Source organism: Cellvibrio sp. KY-GH-1 (genome assembly GCF_008806975.1).
In the GTDB taxonomy this organism is placed as follows: Bacteria; Pseudomonadota; Gammaproteobacteria; order Pseudomonadales; family Cellvibrionaceae; genus Cellvibrio.
Genome location: NZ_CP031728.1, coordinates 651,959 through 668,326 on the forward strand (window position 1 = coordinate 651,959; position 16,368 = coordinate 668,326).

The 16,368-nt window shown below is 47.5% G+C and carries 14 protein-coding genes and 2 tRNA genes; 4 read left to right on the forward strand and 12 right to left on the reverse strand.

All coding sequences use genetic code 11. From position 1 onward, the window contains the following. Nucleotides 1-111: 111 nt before the first annotated feature. The gene (fliS, locus tag D0C16_RS02575) at nucleotides 112-519 is read left to right on the forward strand and encodes a flagellar export chaperone FliS (RefSeq protein WP_151030876.1); all 408 of its coding nucleotides are present in this window, start codon (nucleotides 112-114) and stop codon (nucleotides 517-519) included. A gap of 295 nt (nucleotides 520-814) precedes the next feature. After that, nucleotides 815-2,278, forward strand: a complete 1,464-nt coding sequence (locus tag D0C16_RS02580) for a sigma-54 dependent transcriptional regulator (protein ID WP_151034775.1) — start codon at nucleotides 815-817, stop codon at nucleotides 2,276-2,278. Between the two features lie 99 nt (nucleotides 2,279-2,377). Here the strand turns inward: D0C16_RS02580 and rhlE are convergent, their stop codons facing one another. From rhlE to D0C16_RS02615, 7 genes are all read right to left on the reverse strand, one after another. Further along, nucleotides 2,378-3,775 carry an ATP-dependent RNA helicase RhlE gene (gene rhlE, locus D0C16_RS02585; RefSeq protein ID WP_151030877.1) on the reverse strand — a complete coding sequence of 466 codons (1,398 nt, stop codon included), beginning with the start codon at nucleotides 3,773-3,775 and terminating at the stop codon, nucleotides 2,378-2,380. Nucleotides 3,776-3,962: 187 nt separating this feature from the next. Continuing rightward, nucleotides 3,963-5,195 carry a multidrug effflux MFS transporter gene (locus D0C16_RS02590; RefSeq protein ID WP_151030878.1) on the reverse strand — a complete coding sequence of 411 codons (1,233 nt, stop codon included), beginning with the start codon at nucleotides 5,193-5,195 and terminating at the stop codon, nucleotides 3,963-3,965. Nucleotides 5,196-5,410: 215 nt separating this feature from the next. Continuing rightward, a complete protein-coding gene (locus D0C16_RS02595) occupies nucleotides 5,411-5,995 on the reverse strand; it encodes a DUF3806 domain-containing protein (RefSeq protein ID WP_151030879.1) in 585 nt (194 codons plus the stop codon). A 21-nt stretch (nucleotides 5,996-6,016) separates the two neighbouring features. Continuing rightward, complete coding sequence (locus tag D0C16_RS02600) at nucleotides 6,017-7,558, reverse strand: FMN-binding glutamate synthase family protein (protein WP_151030880.1); 1,542 nt, start codon at nucleotides 7,556-7,558, stop codon at nucleotides 6,017-6,019. Nucleotides 7,559-7,569: 11 nt separating this feature from the next. After that, nucleotides 7,570-9,315 (reverse strand): diguanylate cyclase domain-containing protein, encoded by a 1,746-nt coding sequence (locus tag D0C16_RS02605; RefSeq protein ID WP_191968629.1) that lies wholly within the window; start codon nucleotides 9,313-9,315, stop codon nucleotides 7,570-7,572. Continuing rightward, a complete protein-coding gene (locus D0C16_RS02610) occupies nucleotides 9,312-10,337 on the reverse strand; it encodes an extracellular solute-binding protein (RefSeq protein WP_151030882.1) in 1,026 nt (341 codons plus the stop codon). Before D0C16_RS02610 ends, D0C16_RS02605 begins: the two co-directional genes overlap by 4 nt. A gap of 114 nt (nucleotides 10,338-10,451) precedes the next feature. Next, a complete protein-coding gene (locus tag D0C16_RS02615) occupies nucleotides 10,452-11,075 on the reverse strand; it encodes a DapH/DapD/GlmU-related protein (RefSeq protein ID WP_151030883.1) in 624 nt (207 codons plus the stop codon). A 327-nt stretch (nucleotides 11,076-11,402) separates the two neighbouring features. Between D0C16_RS02615 and D0C16_RS02620 the strand changes: the two genes are divergently transcribed. Then, complete coding sequence (locus D0C16_RS02620; RefSeq protein WP_225318881.1) at nucleotides 11,403-12,146, forward strand: TIGR01621 family pseudouridine synthase; 744 nt, start codon at nucleotides 11,403-11,405, stop codon at nucleotides 12,144-12,146. Beyond that, nucleotides 12,134-13,663 carry an alpha/beta hydrolase gene (locus D0C16_RS02625; RefSeq protein WP_151030884.1) on the forward strand — a complete coding sequence of 510 codons (1,530 nt, stop codon included), beginning with the start codon at nucleotides 12,134-12,136 and terminating at the stop codon, nucleotides 13,661-13,663. Before D0C16_RS02620 ends, D0C16_RS02625 begins: the two co-directional genes overlap by 13 nt. A gap of 89 nt (nucleotides 13,664-13,752) precedes the next feature. On the opposite strand, the gene D0C16_RS02630 is transcribed toward D0C16_RS02625, so the two are convergent. From D0C16_RS02630 to rsuA, 5 genes are all read right to left on the reverse strand, one after another. Further along, nucleotides 13,753-13,828: transfer RNA gene (locus tag D0C16_RS02630), tRNA-Asn, on the reverse strand. A 150-nt stretch (nucleotides 13,829-13,978) separates the two neighbouring features. Next, nucleotides 13,979-14,260 carry a pyrimidine/purine nucleoside phosphorylase gene (locus D0C16_RS02635; protein ID WP_151030885.1) on the reverse strand — a complete coding sequence of 94 codons (282 nt, stop codon included), beginning with the start codon at nucleotides 14,258-14,260 and terminating at the stop codon, nucleotides 13,979-13,981. Nucleotides 14,261-14,379: 119 nt separating this feature from the next. Next, nucleotides 14,380-14,455: transfer RNA gene (locus D0C16_RS02640), tRNA-Asn, on the reverse strand. A 162-nt stretch (nucleotides 14,456-14,617) separates the two neighbouring features. Then, nucleotides 14,618-15,676, reverse strand: coding sequence for a methyltransferase (locus D0C16_RS02645; protein WP_151030886.1), 1,059 nt, complete (start codon nucleotides 15,674-15,676; stop codon nucleotides 14,618-14,620). Beyond that, the gene (gene rsuA / locus D0C16_RS02650) at nucleotides 15,673-16,368 is read right to left on the reverse strand and encodes a 16S rRNA pseudouridine(516) synthase RsuA (RefSeq protein WP_151030887.1); all 696 of its coding nucleotides are present in this window, start codon (nucleotides 16,366-16,368) and stop codon (nucleotides 15,673-15,675) included. The genes D0C16_RS02645 and rsuA overlap by 4 nt, the downstream gene beginning before the upstream one ends.

The following is a 16,368-nucleotide window of genomic DNA, read 5'->3' on the forward strand; positions in this document are numbered from 1 at the left end:
AAAGCTAGTTCGTTAATTCGGTTTTTAAAACCTGTTTCTTATAGCAAAACTCGCAAAAGTCCGTTGCCCCTGCTAGCCTTAAAGAACATTACTGCTAGCAGGGGTCAGTCCGTGTCTAATTACAATCCGCAAGAAGCGCTGAAGCAATATCGCCAACTGGGTATTGAATCAGAGGTTAGCAACGCATCTCCCCACCGCCTTATTCAATTACTGTTTGAAGGTGCATTGAGCCGTTTGGCGGCAGCACAGGGGGCGATTGAGCGCAATGATCTTGCTGTAAAAGGGGAGTTGATTGGCAAGGCGATTAGCATCGTCGGCGGTTTGCGCGCATCGCTGGATATGAACGCCGGAGAAATTTCCGAGCGTTTGGATCAGCTATACGAATATATAAACTTCAAATTGCTGGAAGCCTCCGCGCAAAATGATGTAGAAAAAGTGAATGAGGTGATTCAACTGTTAAAAACCGTTAAATCAGGTTGGGACGAAATAGCGCCTCAGGTTTCGGGTTCATCCGCATAAATTAAGGTTTCAGTTGTTAGAAATCGAATGAGCTATAAAAATAATTCGTATAATTTCCAATCGATTCTTAAAGTGTATTTGTCTGGAAAAATCTAAGTTCTTGAAGGCATATTTTTGGCGAATAAATGGACTTACTGTTTGATTATTGTCAAAACGCCAAAAACTTTCCGCCATAAATTTGACTTGATTCTCGGCCTCGTCTATTACTTACTCCGATAACTCATCTCGCCGCACTGATTATGGTTTTCTGGCCTTTTTTCAGTGGTTTAGGCACGAAATGAAAAGGTCTTGGGGTATGTGGCGCAACAATAAAGTTCTCGTTATTGACGATAATCCGTCACGTAGGCACGATCTAAAAATCCTGTTGGATTTTCTTAGCGAAACCACGCTGGTCGCTCCCAGTAATGCCTGGCAAGCCGCCGTTGCTGAAGAAAATGGCGGTGAAGATTATGTGGCTGTTTTTATTGGTGACTATCGCGATAGCAATCAAACTCTGGCGCAGCTTTTGAAAGAAATTCGATCCTGGAACGATGAGCTCGCTGTAGTCTTGGTGGGCGAAGAAAACCAGAATACCGCCGATGGTTTGGAAGATATTTATCGTTTTATGGCGATAGCCACCATGTCGGTGCCCCCCACCTACAACAAACTGGTTGATACGTTACACAGAGCCCAGCTGTACTGTGAAGCGCAATCCAGCAGCAAACGTCAGCCCCAGCGTCGGCCCGTGCATTTATTTCGCAGCTTGGTGGGTACCAGCCGTGAAATTCAGAATGTGCGCGAGATGATGGCGCAAGTCGCTGATAAAGATGTTTCGGTATTGATTACCGGAGAATCCGGAACTGGTAAAGAAGTTGTAGCGCGCAATTTGCATTACAATTCTCCGCGGCGCGATAAGCCTTTCGTCCCCGTTAACTGTGGTGCTATCCCGGCAGAGTTGTTGGAAAGCGAATTATTTGGCCACGAAAAAGGGGCGTTTACCGGTGCGATTAATTCGCGCGCAGGCCGTTTTGAGTTGGCTGAAGGCGGTACATTATTCCTGGATGAAATCGGCGATATGCCATTAAACATGCAGGTAAAGATTTTGCGCGTACTGCAAGAGCGCTGTTTTGAGCGTGTTGGCAGCAACAGAACCCAGCCGGTTGATGTGCGTATTATTGCAGCGACTCATCGTAATCTGGAGCAAATGATTTCGGATAATACCTTCCGAGAAGATTTATTTTATCGCTTGAATGTTTTTCCAATTGAATTGCCTTCACTAAAAGAACGTGCGGAAGATATTCCGTTGCTTATGAATGAGTTGGTGTCGCGCATGGAAAGTGAGCAGCGTGGTTCTATTCGTTTTAATTCGGCAGCAATTATGTCGCTCTGCCAACACGAATGGAGCGGCAACGTACGCGAGCTGGCAAATCTTGTTGAGCGGATGGCGATTATGCATCCTTTTGGTGTTATCGGCGTACAGGATTTGCCTGCGAAATACCGCCATGTGGACGTTACCGATGAAGACTTTGTCCATACGTCTTTAAAAGTCAATGGAACCGTGCCAGCGGGTGCTAGCACCAGCTACGTCAGTATGAATGACACTCCATTATTGCCTGAGCAAGGCATAGATTTACGTGAATACATTACCAACCTGGAGATGAGTTTAATCCAGCAAGCGTTAAATGATTGCGGTGGTGTGGTAGCGCGAGCGGCGGATAAGTTGTGCGTGCGAAGAACAACATTGGTTGAAAAAATGCGTAAATACGATATGCAGCGATAAAACCTACGAAAATACGAGCGGTAATCCAAGAGTTGACTAGGTGTTGAACTGAAAAAATCCCCTGCAGTAAATCTGCAAGGGATTTTTTTATTTTGGTGGTTAGCTATTACCCTGCGCGCGCTGTTGCGCTGGTTTGGGCGGGCCTTTGCGATGTGTAGATGCGCTGGCTGGTTTGCTGGTGCGTTGTTGTTGGTTGTTGCCGGATGGCTTTTTTCCATTGCCATTCTTGGGCTTTTGTCCCAGCGCAAGTTTGGCAGCACCTGGTTTTCCTGCGCGGCTTTTTCCGGGTTTTGCTGTGCCCGCACCAATTGTCATACGGCGACCCAGTACAATAGGCTCTGCTTTTGCGTTAGGGTCTGGCTCAAAGCCCGGAACTACTTGCTTATCGATATCGCGTTTAATTAATTTCTCAATATCGCGTAAAAATTTATCTTCATCGATACATACTAATGAGATGGCAATTCCTTCCGCATCAGCGCGTCCGGTGCGACCAATCCGGTGGACGTAATCTTCCGGTACGTTGGGTAATTCATAGTTCACAACGTGTGGCAGCTGATCGATGTCGATACCGCGTGCGGCGATATCGGTAGCAACCAGCGCACGAATTTCACCTCGTTTAAAATCTTCGAGTGCTTTAGTGCGGGCGCCCTGACTTTTATTGCCGTGAATTGCCGCTGCGCGGATACCGTCGTCCAGCAATTGTTCAGTTAATTTATTTGCGCCGTGTTTGGTACGAGTAAAAATTAATACTTGTTGCCAATCACCTTGCTTGATGAGATGTGAAAGCAACTCGCGTTTGCGATTGCGATCCACGGGGTGTACCCGTTGGGTGACCCGCTCAGACGCAGTGTTGCGACGCGCAACTTCGATCAGGCTGGGTTGGTTTAGTAATTTATCAGCCAGTGCTTTAATTTCATCGGAAAAGGTGGCCGAGAAAAGCAGGTTTTGCCGCTGCTTTGGTAAAAGTGCCAACACTTTTTTGATGTCGTGGATAAAGCCCATGTCTAGCATGCGGTCAGCCTCGTCCAGCACTAATACTTCTACTTCACGTAGTGAGACTGCATTTTGATTGACGAGATCCAGCAATCGACCGGGAGTGGCTACGAGAATGTCGGTGCCGCCGCGTAAGTTCATCATTTGTGGATTGATACTGACGCCACCAAAAACCACTGTCGAGCGCAATGAAAGGTATTTGCCATAAGTACGCACACTATCGTGTACCTGAGCCGCCAGTTCGCGCGTAGGGGTAAGGATCAAGGCGCGAACCGGGCGCCGGCCTTTAACCAGTTTGTCTGCGGTTACCCGGCTTAGTTTTTCGAGTAAGGGCAAAGTAAAGCCGGCAGTTTTACCGGTACCTGTTTGTGCGCCAGCCAGAATATCGCCACCTTTTAGAACGGCGGGAATAGCTTGCGCTTGGATAGGGGTTGGATTGCTATAGCCGGCTTCGGCAATAGCACGCAAAATATCGGCCCGAAGACCGAGACTTTCAAAAGACATAAGTTTTTCCTGTGGCTCGGCCTCCCGCGTGGCGGGCAAGGTCTGGCGAGCGGAGATATGGCAAACCCTGGGTTTGCAAATGGAGGGTGACACTGACCTTAAGGGTGTCGGCGCGCATGGTACGCAGTTGCTGTGCAATAAGCCAGCGACTTTTCGGTTTATTAGGCGGTAAGGTGAATTGTGAGGGTCAACTGGTCGTTTCTACCTCGGCGAGTTTGCGTTGTTTCGCGAGGTTAAGGATAACCAGGCAAAGACTCGCAAGGATCAAGAAACCGCACGTCATAGGAACCAGCGTGTTGTCATACATTTGGCCAATCGCGGTTCCTATTATCATGGAGATTATGGATGAGCTGGCTCCAATTACGGCGGAAGCTATGCCTGCAACGTGGCCCATAGGTTCCATCGCCATGGCATTCACATTACCGAAAACCAGACCAAAGCAGAAAAATAATACCGCGGCGTAAGCTAAAAACAGCCATAAATTGGGTGTAGTGATTAACTGCAGAGCCAGAAAAATAGCGGAGCTAAAAATAATTCCCAATGTTGCTTGTCTGCATAAATATTCCATTCCCCATTTTTGTACGAAGCGTGCATTCACCATGGATGCAACTCCAAATAGCAGCGCCAATACACCAAAATACACAGTGAATAGTTTTCCGGTGTTAAACAACTCCTGGAAAATTTGTTGCGATGAGTTCAGATAGCCCATAAAACTACCGAAAAATAATCCCATGCACAGGGTGTAACACATAGTAGAGTAATTGCTGATAACTTCTTTGAATCCATCGATAAACCCGGTGCGAGTAAACGGAATACGAAATTCTTTGGGTAGTGTTTCTTCCAATCGCCAGAATATCCATACTCCAATAATTAACGCGTAAACGATGTAGAGTACAAAAATATAGCGCCAGGAACTGATGAGTAACACCGCCTGACCAAGGCTTGGTGCTAAGGCGGGTACCATTATGAAAATCATCATGACCAACGACATAATGCGGGCCATTTCATTGCCAGCATATTTATCGCGCACAATTGAAATGGCAGACACATAGGGTCCGGCAACCCCCAAGCCTTGTACAAAACGGCCAATTAGCAGTCCTTCAATGGAGGTGGCGAAAAAACAAATTGCACTGCCACAGAAAAATAATGCGATACCACCGTAAAGAACTTTTTTGCGACCGGTTGCATCCGATAAAGGCCCGCACACTAATTGCCCTAGTGCCATACCTAAAAATAACGCACTGATCACGTATTGGATTTGGTTGGGGTGACTTAGGTTGATTTCCTGGCCGATAAAACCCAATGCAGGCAACAAGGCATCAATCGAGATGGCGACAATCGACATCATCAGTGCAACCAGTAGGGTGAACTCGCCGGAAGAGATGCGCGAGGCAACTGGGTGGGTTGAATAATCAGTCATGCGTGATGTTCCGTTTGGTGAGTGCCGATAGATGAATGCCGGGTGCAAAGCTTATCGCCTTTCGCCGGCAGGGGCTGTCAGAAAATGTAAATAGCCAATAGGTAAAACGTTTGCGATTGCAGGGGCGAAGCATTACCTGGGAGTTAGTCGTAATCCTTCGCGGAAAATCGACAGGATTGGAGAAATTATGTAGCCAATATTTCGGTAAATGTTGGTTAGCGTGGTAGGCGATACATAATCCCGCCATCATAGGGCAGTTTAGGCAAATGTTTTTCCATACGCAGAAGAGCGTCGTCATAAATTTTTCGCACGTTAGGCTTTGTACCAACTTCCATACGCCGCGAGAGCATGGTTACTGGAAACAAGCAGTCGTTAGTTTTTCGGGCACACAGGGCGCGGCTGCGGCCCAACTCGTCTTCATAAATTTTCCATTCAAGTGTATTGGGAAAATCTGCCAGCATAACATTGCCTAATACCACACCCATGGCTTGCTGAAGCTCGAAGTTATCCGTTGCTACCAGTTCTTTGTCGACAATACGCTGTAGCGTACTTAAATCACTCAAGTCGCGACGCAACGGTGTGCCGAGCTTGGTTTGGGTAAGCTCATTGATCTTGGTGGTTTCCTGGTCCATGCGGTTTTTGTCCATCCAGCCCAACTCCTTTATCTGGATTTCTTTTTTCGTTTCTATAGTGGGAGCTTGTTTGTTCACGACATTCATCGGCGTTTGCGCGAGAACGCCATTGGCATTAACAAACATGGTGAGAGCGAAAATCGCCCACTGGCTACATAATTTTTTCATCGGAAATATCTCTGCAACGGCTTAATGTTTATCCGCGAGCGCATCGCTTGCGATTAATGGTGTTTGTGTTGGCGCTTTGGGCATGTAGGGGCCAAGTTGGTCCAGTGGTATGGAAAAACCATCAGCACCAACGATGTTTATGTGTTCCGCGCGTAACTGACGCGGCTCAGCTAAGCCGCAAGAGTGGGCAATCATGGCTACGCTTTTGGTGATATTGCGTTGGTAGGCGGCGACACGTTCAGCCTTATCGGTTGGGTCAAGCCCTTTTTGCAATTTAGCATTGTGGGTGGTGATACCGGTAGGGCAGGTGTTCTTGTGGCATTGCAACGCTTGGATGCATCCCAGCGCAAACATAAATCCGCGTGCACTATTCACAAAATCAGCGCCTGATGCAAGTGCCCAGGCAACCATATGCGGTGTAATTAATTTGCCGGCAACGATAACTTTAATGCGCTCTTTGAGACCGGCTTCCTGCAATAAAGCGGCAAGCCAGGGCAGGCTTTCCTTGATGGGTAGGCCAACGTGATCCATCAGGGGTTGTGGCGCGGCGCCGCTGCCGCCATCACTGCTGTCCAATGTAATAAAATCCGGCGCAGCTTCCAGGCCACGCACGCGAATTTCCCTAATCAATTCGACAAGCCACTGCTTTTCTCCGAGAACCGCTTTGAAACCGACCGGTTTCCCGGTGGTGGTACGAATGTGGTTAATCATATCGAGCAAGTCGGCTACGGAACTGATGTCCGTGTGTCCGTTCGGGCTAATGGACGCTTGCCCCTCGGAAATCCCGCGAATCATGGCAACTTCTGCCGAAACTTTTTCAGCGGGAAGTATGCCGCCTTTGCCTGGTTTGGCGCCCTGGCTCAGTTTAATTTCAAACATTTTAATTTGCGTTTTGCCGGCTAACTCGCGCAGGCGTTCATCGCTTAAGTTGCCGTGCAAATCGCGCACGCCATATTTTGCGGTTCCAATTTGAAATACCAGATCGCAACCGCCTTCAAGGTGATAAGGTGATAATCCACCTTCGCCAGTGTTGAGCCAGCAGCCCGCTTTAGCCGCTCCACGTGATAACGCGAGAATTGCCGGTTTGGATATGGCACCGTAGCTCATGCCGGAGACATTAAAAATCGAATGGGTGGTGTAGGGCGAAGCGCAAAATGGACCCAGTGTCACGGGTGATGGCATGAGTGCATCTTTTTCCTGGATGGGAAAGGCTGAGTTTAAAAACAGCAAGGTGCCGGGTTTGGAAATGTCCAGTGTTGAACCAAAGCCGACGTTGTTATCAATATCTTTTGCGGCACGATAAACCCAAGAGCGGTCCGCTCTGTTAAATGGCATCTCCTCGCGATCTTGCGCAAAAAAATACTGCCGAAAAAACTCCCCCAAATGTTCAAAGAAATAGCGGAAACGCCCTAATACCGGGTAGTTTTTACGGATAGTGTGAGTACTTTGAGTAACGTCGACGATGTACATAAGGATTACGGCGAGCAGCAGTAAACCAATTACGGCAATAAAAATAACTTCCAGCCAGGTGAGCAGGGTGAGTGCCCAGTGGGAATCAGTCATGTGGAGTAATCCTATTCAATGTCACTGTAATGTTTAACGCAATTTTTACCGAGAGACTTTGCGGTGTACATGGCGGAGTCAGCGTGTTTAATCAGGCTTAGCTTGTCATCACCGTCTTGCGGGTATAGGGCGATGCCAATGCTGCAGGAAACATGGATTTGATTGTCGTTGATAAAAAATACCTGATTCAATGAGTTGCGAATTTTATCAGCGACTTGCCGGCTGATGTGGCGTGTACTCATGCCACGCATTTGTAAATCGCGTGCAGAAATAATAATCATGAACTCGTCCCCACCATAACGGGCAACTGTGTCAGTTTCACGCACGCAACCGAGCATACGCGTGGCGCATTCTTGCAATAACAGATCACCAGTATCGTGACCAAACTTGTCGTTCACGGGCTTAAAGCCGTCCAAATCCATGAGCATAATAGCAACTTCCATTTTATCGCGCCGCGCACTGATCAGTGCTTGTTCAATTCGATCCTCCAACAAAATGCGATTGGGCAGGTTGGTGAGCGGGTCGTGGTGGGCAACTTTGTGAAGGTACTGACGCTGGCTATTTAATTCCATTAATTGCGCGTTAAGTTTTTTCGCCATCAGCGAAAAATTGCGGGCAAGTAATCCTAGCTCATCATTGCGTTGCAGGTGTATTTCAGGTACGGGGTCGCCTTGTTTAAAACGGGCAAATATTGTTGCCATCTGGCGTAGTGGAGTGGATATTTTCCAGGCTAGGAAGAGCGATAAAAGTACAAATAGCAAGCCAAATACCAGTGCGCTTTTAAGTGCGGTAATTCCTAGTTGGCGGCTCTCTTGCAGTACGGTATCCAGGTTGCTGACCAGCCCCAGCACAATATAATTTTCATCCGCTGCCCACTCAAAGGGTAATTTACTTAACGAGATTACCGCTTGTTTTTCCGGAGCGCGAAGGTCCTGCATTTCCGCTACTAACTGGGTGAGCTCACCGGCAAAAATGCGTTGAGCAACAGGTAAGTCCTGTTGGATTGTAAAGCGTGTCCCTTTGTCAAAACCAAAAGTTTTCTCCGCGTTCGGGTGGAGCAGGTAATCGCCCAATGAGTTGGTAGCGATTACATCAATGTTATCGGGTACATCGGTTTCAATCAGGCTGAACATGGTTTCCATATCAACGTTAATAACCATGGCTCCAACGATAGTGTTGGTATTCGTATATATCGGGGTGGCTAAAATAATGCTTGGTTTACCGTATCCATCCAACAACCCACGCTCTTTATTGAGTTTAGGGGCGGAAATAAAAATCTCGCCGGGCTTTAGTTTTAAGGTGTTGTAAATGTAAGAGAAGTGAGCCTTTTCTTGCAGTGCCAAGCCATCAACGACACTGATCGAATTTTCCGTTTTATCGATACGCACCAGCTCCAATCCGTGGTTGGCTGCCCCGATAAAGCGTACCTGATTATATTCTTTGTGCGAGTTAAGTAATTCAGACAATGCCGATGAGAGCCGAGCGCGTTGAGTCAGTGCATCAGCGGGATTGGGGTGATTCGCAATTTCACTGACCGCGGGAAGATGTGCGATGAATAATAGATCCTTACCAATATCTTCAATAAAAAAAGCGTAGCGATTTGCTAGCACGCGTGTGGCAGTGGCTAATTTATCCTGAGAGGATTGCAGCAACAGTGCGCGGCCCTGGCTATAGGTGACGTATACGTTTATGCCGGCGCTTAACAGACTGAGCAATGCGATCCAGATCGTTAATTTGATTACTAGCCGTGAATTCATGGCGCAAACCTTTCCATTACATCGCCAGAAATAATTTGCTCCCATAACCGATTGCGAGTCTCGCCACTTTCAACCGGTTCCAGCCAGATAAGCTCGGTATTGTGGTGCAACAACGAGGCTCCTCGGGTGTTAGCCAAACCGTGGATATTAGTCAGCCGCTGGCTGGCCTTTTCTCCCAAGAAAAAATTAATCCACTGCTCCGCCAAGGGGCCAGCATTCTTGCTGATCGCCCAACAATCCAGCCATGCGAGTGTGCCATTTTTGGGTAAGGTGTAACCAACGTCTGCTCCTATATCCGCTAATGCCTTTACTTGCTGGCTACCATAGTTGGCGTAAATCAAGGCTATTTCCTGGGTTTTAAATAATTTCACCGCCTCTTGTGGCGATGAGTAAACAGTCAACAGATTGCGCCGCAATTCTACGAGTCGCTGCGCAGAAACCATTAATTCTTCATCCGTTTGCTGGAACGGTTTGCTCATGCCCAGGCTGAGTGCCGCCAGGGTGAAGCTGTGATTGCTGGTATTAAAAGCAAGCACTTTCCCTGCGTAGGCTTTATCCCAGAGTGCATTGATGGTTTCCGGTGGTTGGTGGACTAACTGGCGGTTATAAATCAGCCCCATTTCGGAGTAGGTATAAGGAATCGCATAGGTATTGCCCTGAGTGACCAAGCCTGGAATCTGCCGGCGGTTTTGAAAGCGCGCATCTTGTTGGTGGATATTTGGGATAGACTCAATATCAATTGGGCGTAGGTACCCTTTTTCTTTATAGCGCTGGAGTTCAGCGGTGTTTACCGCAATCAGGTCGTAGTCGTTCTGAGGGGATTGGCTAAGGTGATTCCAGAGCTCATCGTCGGAATAAACCAGCGTAACCTCTACCTTACTCTTGGTTTGTTGCTCGAATTCTGCAACCAGATCAGTATCGGCATAACCTTCCCAGGTGAGAATCTTGAGTTGTTGTTTTGCCTGGCCGGGAAGGGCAAGAACCAACAATCCCAAAAAAATGCAATACATGGTTAACTTCATTGCGGATTCCAACGTGCGCGATGGCTTAATTCTAGTTAAGTTATGCGCAGGCTTGTGTTAATTCTCATTAATCTGCGAGTGTTTCGGTAAACCTGGTTATCTCGCTGTCTGACGTTAGCCTCGCGCGCCAATTTTCTGCGCTGGATTACCGGCAACTTTGGTGAATGCTGGAACCGATTTGGTCACCACACTGCCCATGCCCACCACGGCCCCATCGCTAATATGAACACCATCGACTATCCCCGCATGGGCGCCAACCCAAACATCTTCACCAATATGGATACCTTTGGACGTTACCGGTTGGTCTTTAATGGTGCGACCATTATCCATGCCGTGATTGAAGGCGTAGGCATAGGCGTAAGCCGCCAGACGCGAATTATCGCCAATCACTATGCCTTGACTGCCACCGTCCAGGGTCACGTGATGGTTAATGGAAACATTACTACCCAACGCGATAGGACCATGGAGAACCGCATCTGCCGCAATCCAGGAATTATCGCCAATCACAATAGGACGACCTGGTTCGGCAAATAGCTTCGCTTCAGGCGCAATAAAGCAATTCCGGCCGATGGTTACGGTTTCCATCTCACACAAGTAAGCTTGCCAGTCGTCCTGCCAGGCTTGTGCCCAACTACGGTGAGCGGGTTTTAGGCGAGCATATAACCAAGGCATATAGCTCAGGCGCAATTTGTGTTGAGTGCGGTAAAAGTCGGTATTTTTTTCAGGTTCTTTTGTCATAGTCGCGTACTGAATGTGTGCACGCAAATTATAACGATGATTGAAAAACACTGGGGGAAGAAATTTCAGCGGGGTAGGAATAAAAAAGGTGACCGCCGGTTGCAGGTGATTGGTTTGTTCGCTTGGCCGCTAGCGCTTCCTGCATAACAGTCAGCTGGGCACAAATCGAAACATGGAGCGCCGAAATAAGTGCTCTTAGGGTGAACCCGTCATAACGGCAACCGAGGCGGACACCTGTTTTGATTATAGCTATGGCGATTTTTGCCGCTAGGGGGTGGATTAGTCTTTTGCGTCACATCTATCGGCTTTTTATGGCCGAAAAAATCTATGACTGATATTCTTGCACCAGTTATTTTATGGCCCGCCGTTATGTACGACATTATTGAAAACCATCCGAATTTTGTCGTGATCTACAAAAAACCTGATACCAGTTTTCACAGTGAATCCGGCCAACCTGGTGTGTTCGAAACAATCAAGCAGCGCGAAGGTTTTGTTGAGTTGTATCCCGTTCATCGGCTAGACAAAGTCACCTCTGGGTTGTTAGTGATGGCGAAAGATGCGGCGACCAATCTCGCGTTAACCCAGGCTTTTGCTCGACGTGAAGTTGAAAAATATTACTTGGCGATCAGCGGCAAAAAGCCCACCAAAAAGCAGGGGCTTATTAAAGGGGATATGGCTCAAGCCAGACGCGGGGCCTGGAAGCTTTTAACTGATACTAAAAATCCTGCAGTAACGCAGTTTTTCAGCAAAGGCGTAGGGGAGGGCAAACGTTTGTTCGTCCTTAAGCCGCATACGGGAAAAACCCATCAATTGCGAGTTGCGTTAAAAAGCCTGGGCGCACCCATATTCGGCGATGAACTTTATGGTGGTGAGTCTCCGGCTGATCGTACTTACCTGCATGCGTTTTGTCTTGCCTTTTCCCTCGATAATCAAGATTACCGTTTTACTGTGTTGCCGCGCGAAGGTGAATATTTTGTGGGTGATATTTTTACGGAAGCGCTTAGTGAATGGCGTGAACCCTGGGCTTTACACTGGCCGCAACTCAAGGGGCATTCGTTATGCGCGCGATGATTGGTTTGGGTATTGCCGCAACACTCATCGTCGCATCTACACTTGCGTATTTCCTTAATTCGGATACAGCGCAACACCAAGGACCCAGCGCAATCGGCAACGAAAATTATCGGTTTGTGAAAGTCAGTTGTTGGTTTGACGCCGATTGGCAAGCTTCTATTAGTTGCGGTGAATTACATACACCAAAAGCCCAAGGGCAATTCGTATTGCCGGTTGTTATTTTGCATGCTGAAGATTCAACAGCAAAACCTGATCCGATTGTTTATTTGCAAGGCGGACCGGGCGCTAGCGCGGGCTTACATAGCGAAGGAATAAAACGTTGGTTAAGTTGGATGCGTCTGGCGAATACAAAGCGCGATTTGATTTTAGTGGATACGCGTGGTACGGGGAGTAGCAAGCCGGCGCTCGTTTGTGCGGATTACAATCGCGAAAATCAAAAATTGATGCGTGAAAATAAACCACTCAGTGATGAGTTGGCGCAATCTTATGCGATTACTGCTCAGTGTTTTAATACCGCGGTAAAAAGTAACAGCAACCTGGATTATCGTTATTTCAGTACCGCGCTGTCTGCGCAGGATTTACGCGCATTAATGGCGCGATTGGAATATCGCGAGTGGAATATTGTCGGAGTCTCTTACGGAACGCGCCTTGCTCTGGAAGTGGCTCGTCAGGAGCAGCTCGCACCACAACGCGTGCGTTTAAGGGCAATGGTACTGGATTCGATTTATCCTGCCGGCTTTGGCGGTGTTCAAACGTGGCCACAAGTACTGGACGACGCAATGCAGCGGTTTTTTAGCGGCTGTGCGGAGCAGCAATCCTGCGCAAAAAAAATTGGGCTCAGTAAGAATAATCTGCAGGACTTATTTGTATCTGCTCTGCAACGTCTGCGTGAAACCCCTGTTTCATTAACCGTCAGGCATTGGAACGGTGAAACACCTATGTATTGGCTGGTCAATGATCATCGTTTTTTGTCGATTGTATTTGCCGGAATTTATGATCCTGCGGACTGGTCCAAAATTTTGGATGCGATTGTCGGTGTTCATCAAGGGCGTAACGATTTGCTAAAACCCTTGGCAGAACCTTATTTAAACAATAGCGTTAGTGCTGATTTTAATAGCCTAACTTTTACTGCAGTTGATTGTGCGGATAACCCGGTATTATCTGAAATGGATTATGTGGCAGCGGTTGCGCACTATCCATTGTTGCAAGATTACACCCGGGATCAATGGCGGTTTCAGTTATGCCACGAGTTGCGCAGTACTATACCGCTACAATTGGCTCAGCCGCAGATGCCGACCTTGATATTGGCAGGCGCAAAAGATCCCATTACACCGGTTAAATGGGCCAGGGAAATTCATCAGCGCTGGCCTGAAACTCAATTGCGGATTAATGAAAATCTGGCGCACTCGGTATTGGGTAGTGATGTGTGTTTATTGGAAAATTTGGGGCAATTTTTTGATCACCCCGAAAGCACTTTTACGGCATGTTCGTCATTGGCTCGTGCTATTGACGAGTGACTTTTAAAATAGTGAATGCAATAAAAAAGCCGCACTTTTTTAATAAAAGTGCGGCTTTTTTTACTCGCAAAATCTACGAGTTTTTATTCTGGCTCCGCCTGCTGGACTCGAACCAGCGACCCAATGATTAACAGTCATTTGCTCTACCGACTGAGCTAAGGCGGAATGGCTATCTCATAAGAGAAGGCGCGCATAATAGCGATGCACTTTGTTTAGGTCAACGCTTTTGCCAGTCTTATACTAAAAAATGGAATAAGAAAAATAAAAAAGGCGCTTTCGCGCCCTTTTTGACTAACCCTTATCCAGCAGAAAATATTATTCGTATTTGCACAGATAAGAAGTTTCTACATCGGCGGTTACTTTGAAGCGTTGATTGGCTTCAACAATAAATGTTTCGCCAGCGGCAAAGGTTTGTGCCTTGTCGGTGCCAGGTAATACTACGGTCAGGCTGCCAGTAACTACAGTCATGTATTCTTTTTGGCTGGTGCCGAACTCGTAATCACCTTTAGCCATAACGCCAACGGTAGCAGGCAGGGTTTCGGTTTGGAAAGCGATGGATTTAACTGCACCACCGAAGTATTCATTCACTTTAAACATAGGAGGCTCCATTAAAAGGACGTTCGTTAAGTAACCGGTAGGGGACATCAATCTCGACGGTTGCAAATGTATCGCGCATAAAAAAGGCCGCATAGTATGCGGCCTTTCTCATTTAATTCTGGCTCCGCCTGCTGGACTCGAACCAGCGACCCAATGATTAACAGTCATTTGCTCTACCGACTGAGCTAAGGCGGAACGGTAACTTCCTCTGCGGAAGTGGTGCGCATAATATAGAGGCGGTTTTGGTTGGTCAACCGTTTTTTACACCTTTCTCCCGAAAAAAATGCCAATGAATTCAAAGCTGTCTATTAATTCCACAGCCTGTATTTTTGCTGGGCAAACGGCAGGGCAAATACCCTAATGGGACAGGCTTATCACTTTGAAACTACCATTGTCGATCAGCGTTTTTACGTGCTTAAACAGGGGTGCAGCCTTGCGTTCCAGGGGGATAAACTGGTTGACCACAAATAGGGCTATACCGCCGAGCGCGAGCAGACGGCTGGCGTTTGCGAGAAATTTGTCTGTCAGGTCGCCATCCACACTGAAGCCCTGATGGAAAGGGGGGTTACAAAGCAGTAGATCGGCTTTTACGGGTAGCCCAAAACCGGCATCGGCACCGATTACCTGGCCACTAATTCTATTGAGTTGCAGGTTTGCGGCTGCGATTTGCAAAGCGGCGGCGTTGTTATCGGTTAAAAGCCAGTTTTTGGCGGCGGCCGAGGGAATTTGTTGGGCGGCAACAGTCAGGTAGCCATAGCCGCAGCCCAGATCCACTGCCGTTTGTGGCGCCGGCTGGTTGCTCAATACTTGCTCCAATTGGGCAATTAGCAGGGCACTACCAGCGTCGATTTTATTCCAGCCAAATAACCCCGGTTTACTGACCAGCGTTAAACCAGAATCCGCTGCGATAGGTCGCGTATTTACATAATCGCTACTATCTAATTGTAATTGCACATTAAACGGTGAATGTTTAGTCAACCGTGCGGTATAAACCTGTCCATTTTTTTTTATGTTTTTTTCGCATCCCAGGAGCTGGGCAATTTTTTCAATATAGGTTTTAGTGCCGTCGTTTTTGAAGCCGGATAACCAAAGTTCGCCACCGGGTTTCAAGCAGCGCCATGCGTTGTTTAACAAGTGATGCACCAAGGGCTTTTCTTTGGATATTCGATAAAAGAACCCATCCAGACTACAGTCATCGTGCTGTGAAAAATCAAAGTCAGAAAATTGGGTCTGCAGATTGCGCGCTTTGGCTTGTTCGGCAATATCCCAGCGATTGGTGATTAATTGTAAGTTGGATGGTGAAAGTTGTGGTAAACCGTTGAGTGCATTTTCATCGGTGCACCATACATAGAATTTCCCTTCTGCAATGGCTATTTGCAGTGTGCCTACCATCCAATCCAATGCCTGATCACTCATTGTGTGGCTTCCTGTATTTCTGCTGCTGTCAATGCGCGATATTCTCCCGGTGCAAGCATTGGATCTAATTGAATTGACCCTATGTGTTCGCGATGTAACTGCACTACGCGATTGCCCATCGCAGCAAACATGCGTTTTACTTGATGATATTTGCCTTCATGAATTTGCAGACGTGCCGTGTGGCTGTCTAGAATTTCCAGCTGCGCCGGGAGGGTGAGATTTTTTTCACCGTGCAGCTGTACGCCGTGCGCAAACAATTGAATTGCTGCTTCATTAATCGGATCTGCCGTGGAAACCAGATAAATTTTAGTGCACTCTTGTTTGGGGGCGGTAATGCGGTGATTCCACTGTCCATCATCGGTCAGTAACACCAGGCCGGTGGTATCAATATCAAGTCGTCCGGCAATCTGCAAATCCTGTTTGCGCGGTATATCCAAAAGATCCAATACCACTGGGTGTTCTCCGTCGCTGTTTGCGCATACGTATCCTAAAGGTTTGTGGAGCATAATATAACGTGAGCTAAATGCCTCAATCCGTTGGTTATCCAGCATTACCTGGTCGTCGCTTGCCAGCTTATGGTCTGCTTTTTTTACTGGCTCTCCGTTAATAGTTACACGATGAGCTTTTACCAATTGCTGAACCTGCGAGCGCGAATAGTTGGTGTATTGGCTTAAAAATTTATCAAGACGCAT

Bases quoted from the DNA above. Each gene is read 5' to 3' on its own strand.
- D0C16_RS02580 (WP_151034775.1), top strand. From the start codon at position 815: ATGTGGCGCAACAATAAAGTTCTCGTTATTGACGATAATCCGTCACGT.
- rhlE (WP_151030877.1), bottom strand. From the start codon at position 3,775: ATGTCTTTTGAAAGTCTCGGTCTTCGGGCCGATATTTTGCGTGCTATT.
- D0C16_RS02590 (WP_151030878.1), bottom strand. From the start codon at position 5,195: ATGACTGATTATTCAACCCACCCAGTTGCCTCGCGCATCTCTTCCGGC.
- D0C16_RS02595 (WP_151030879.1), bottom strand. From the start codon at position 5,995: ATGAAAAAATTATGTAGCCAGTGGGCGATTTTCGCTCTCACCATGTTT.
- D0C16_RS02600 (WP_151030880.1), bottom strand. From the start codon at position 7,558: ATGACTGATTCCCACTGGGCACTCACCCTGCTCACCTGGCTGGAAGTT.
- D0C16_RS02605 (WP_191968629.1), bottom strand. From the start codon at position 9,315: ATGAATTCACGGCTAGTAATCAAATTAACGATCTGGATCGCATTGCTC.
- D0C16_RS02610 (WP_151030882.1), bottom strand. From the start codon at position 10,337: ATGAAGTTAACCATGTATTGCATTTTTTTGGGATTGTTGGTTCTTGCC.
- D0C16_RS02615 (WP_151030883.1), bottom strand. From the start codon at position 11,075: ATGACAAAAGAACCTGAAAAAAATACCGACTTTTACCGCACTCAACAC.
- D0C16_RS02620 (WP_225318881.1), top strand. From the start codon at position 11,403: ATGACTGATATTCTTGCACCAGTTATTTTATGGCCCGCCGTTATGTAC.
- D0C16_RS02625 (WP_151030884.1), top strand. From the start codon at position 12,134: ATGCGCGCGATGATTGGTTTGGGTATTGCCGCAACACTCATCGTCGCA.
- D0C16_RS02635 (WP_151030885.1), bottom strand. From the start codon at position 14,260: ATGTTTAAAGTGAATGAATACTTCGGTGGTGCAGTTAAATCCATCGCT.
- D0C16_RS02645 (WP_151030886.1), bottom strand. From the start codon at position 15,676: ATGAGTGATCAGGCATTGGATTGGATGGTAGGCACACTGCAAATAGCC.
- rsuA (WP_151030887.1), bottom strand. From the start codon at position 16,368: ATGCGTCTTGATAAATTTTTAAGCCAATACACCAACTATTCGCGCTCG.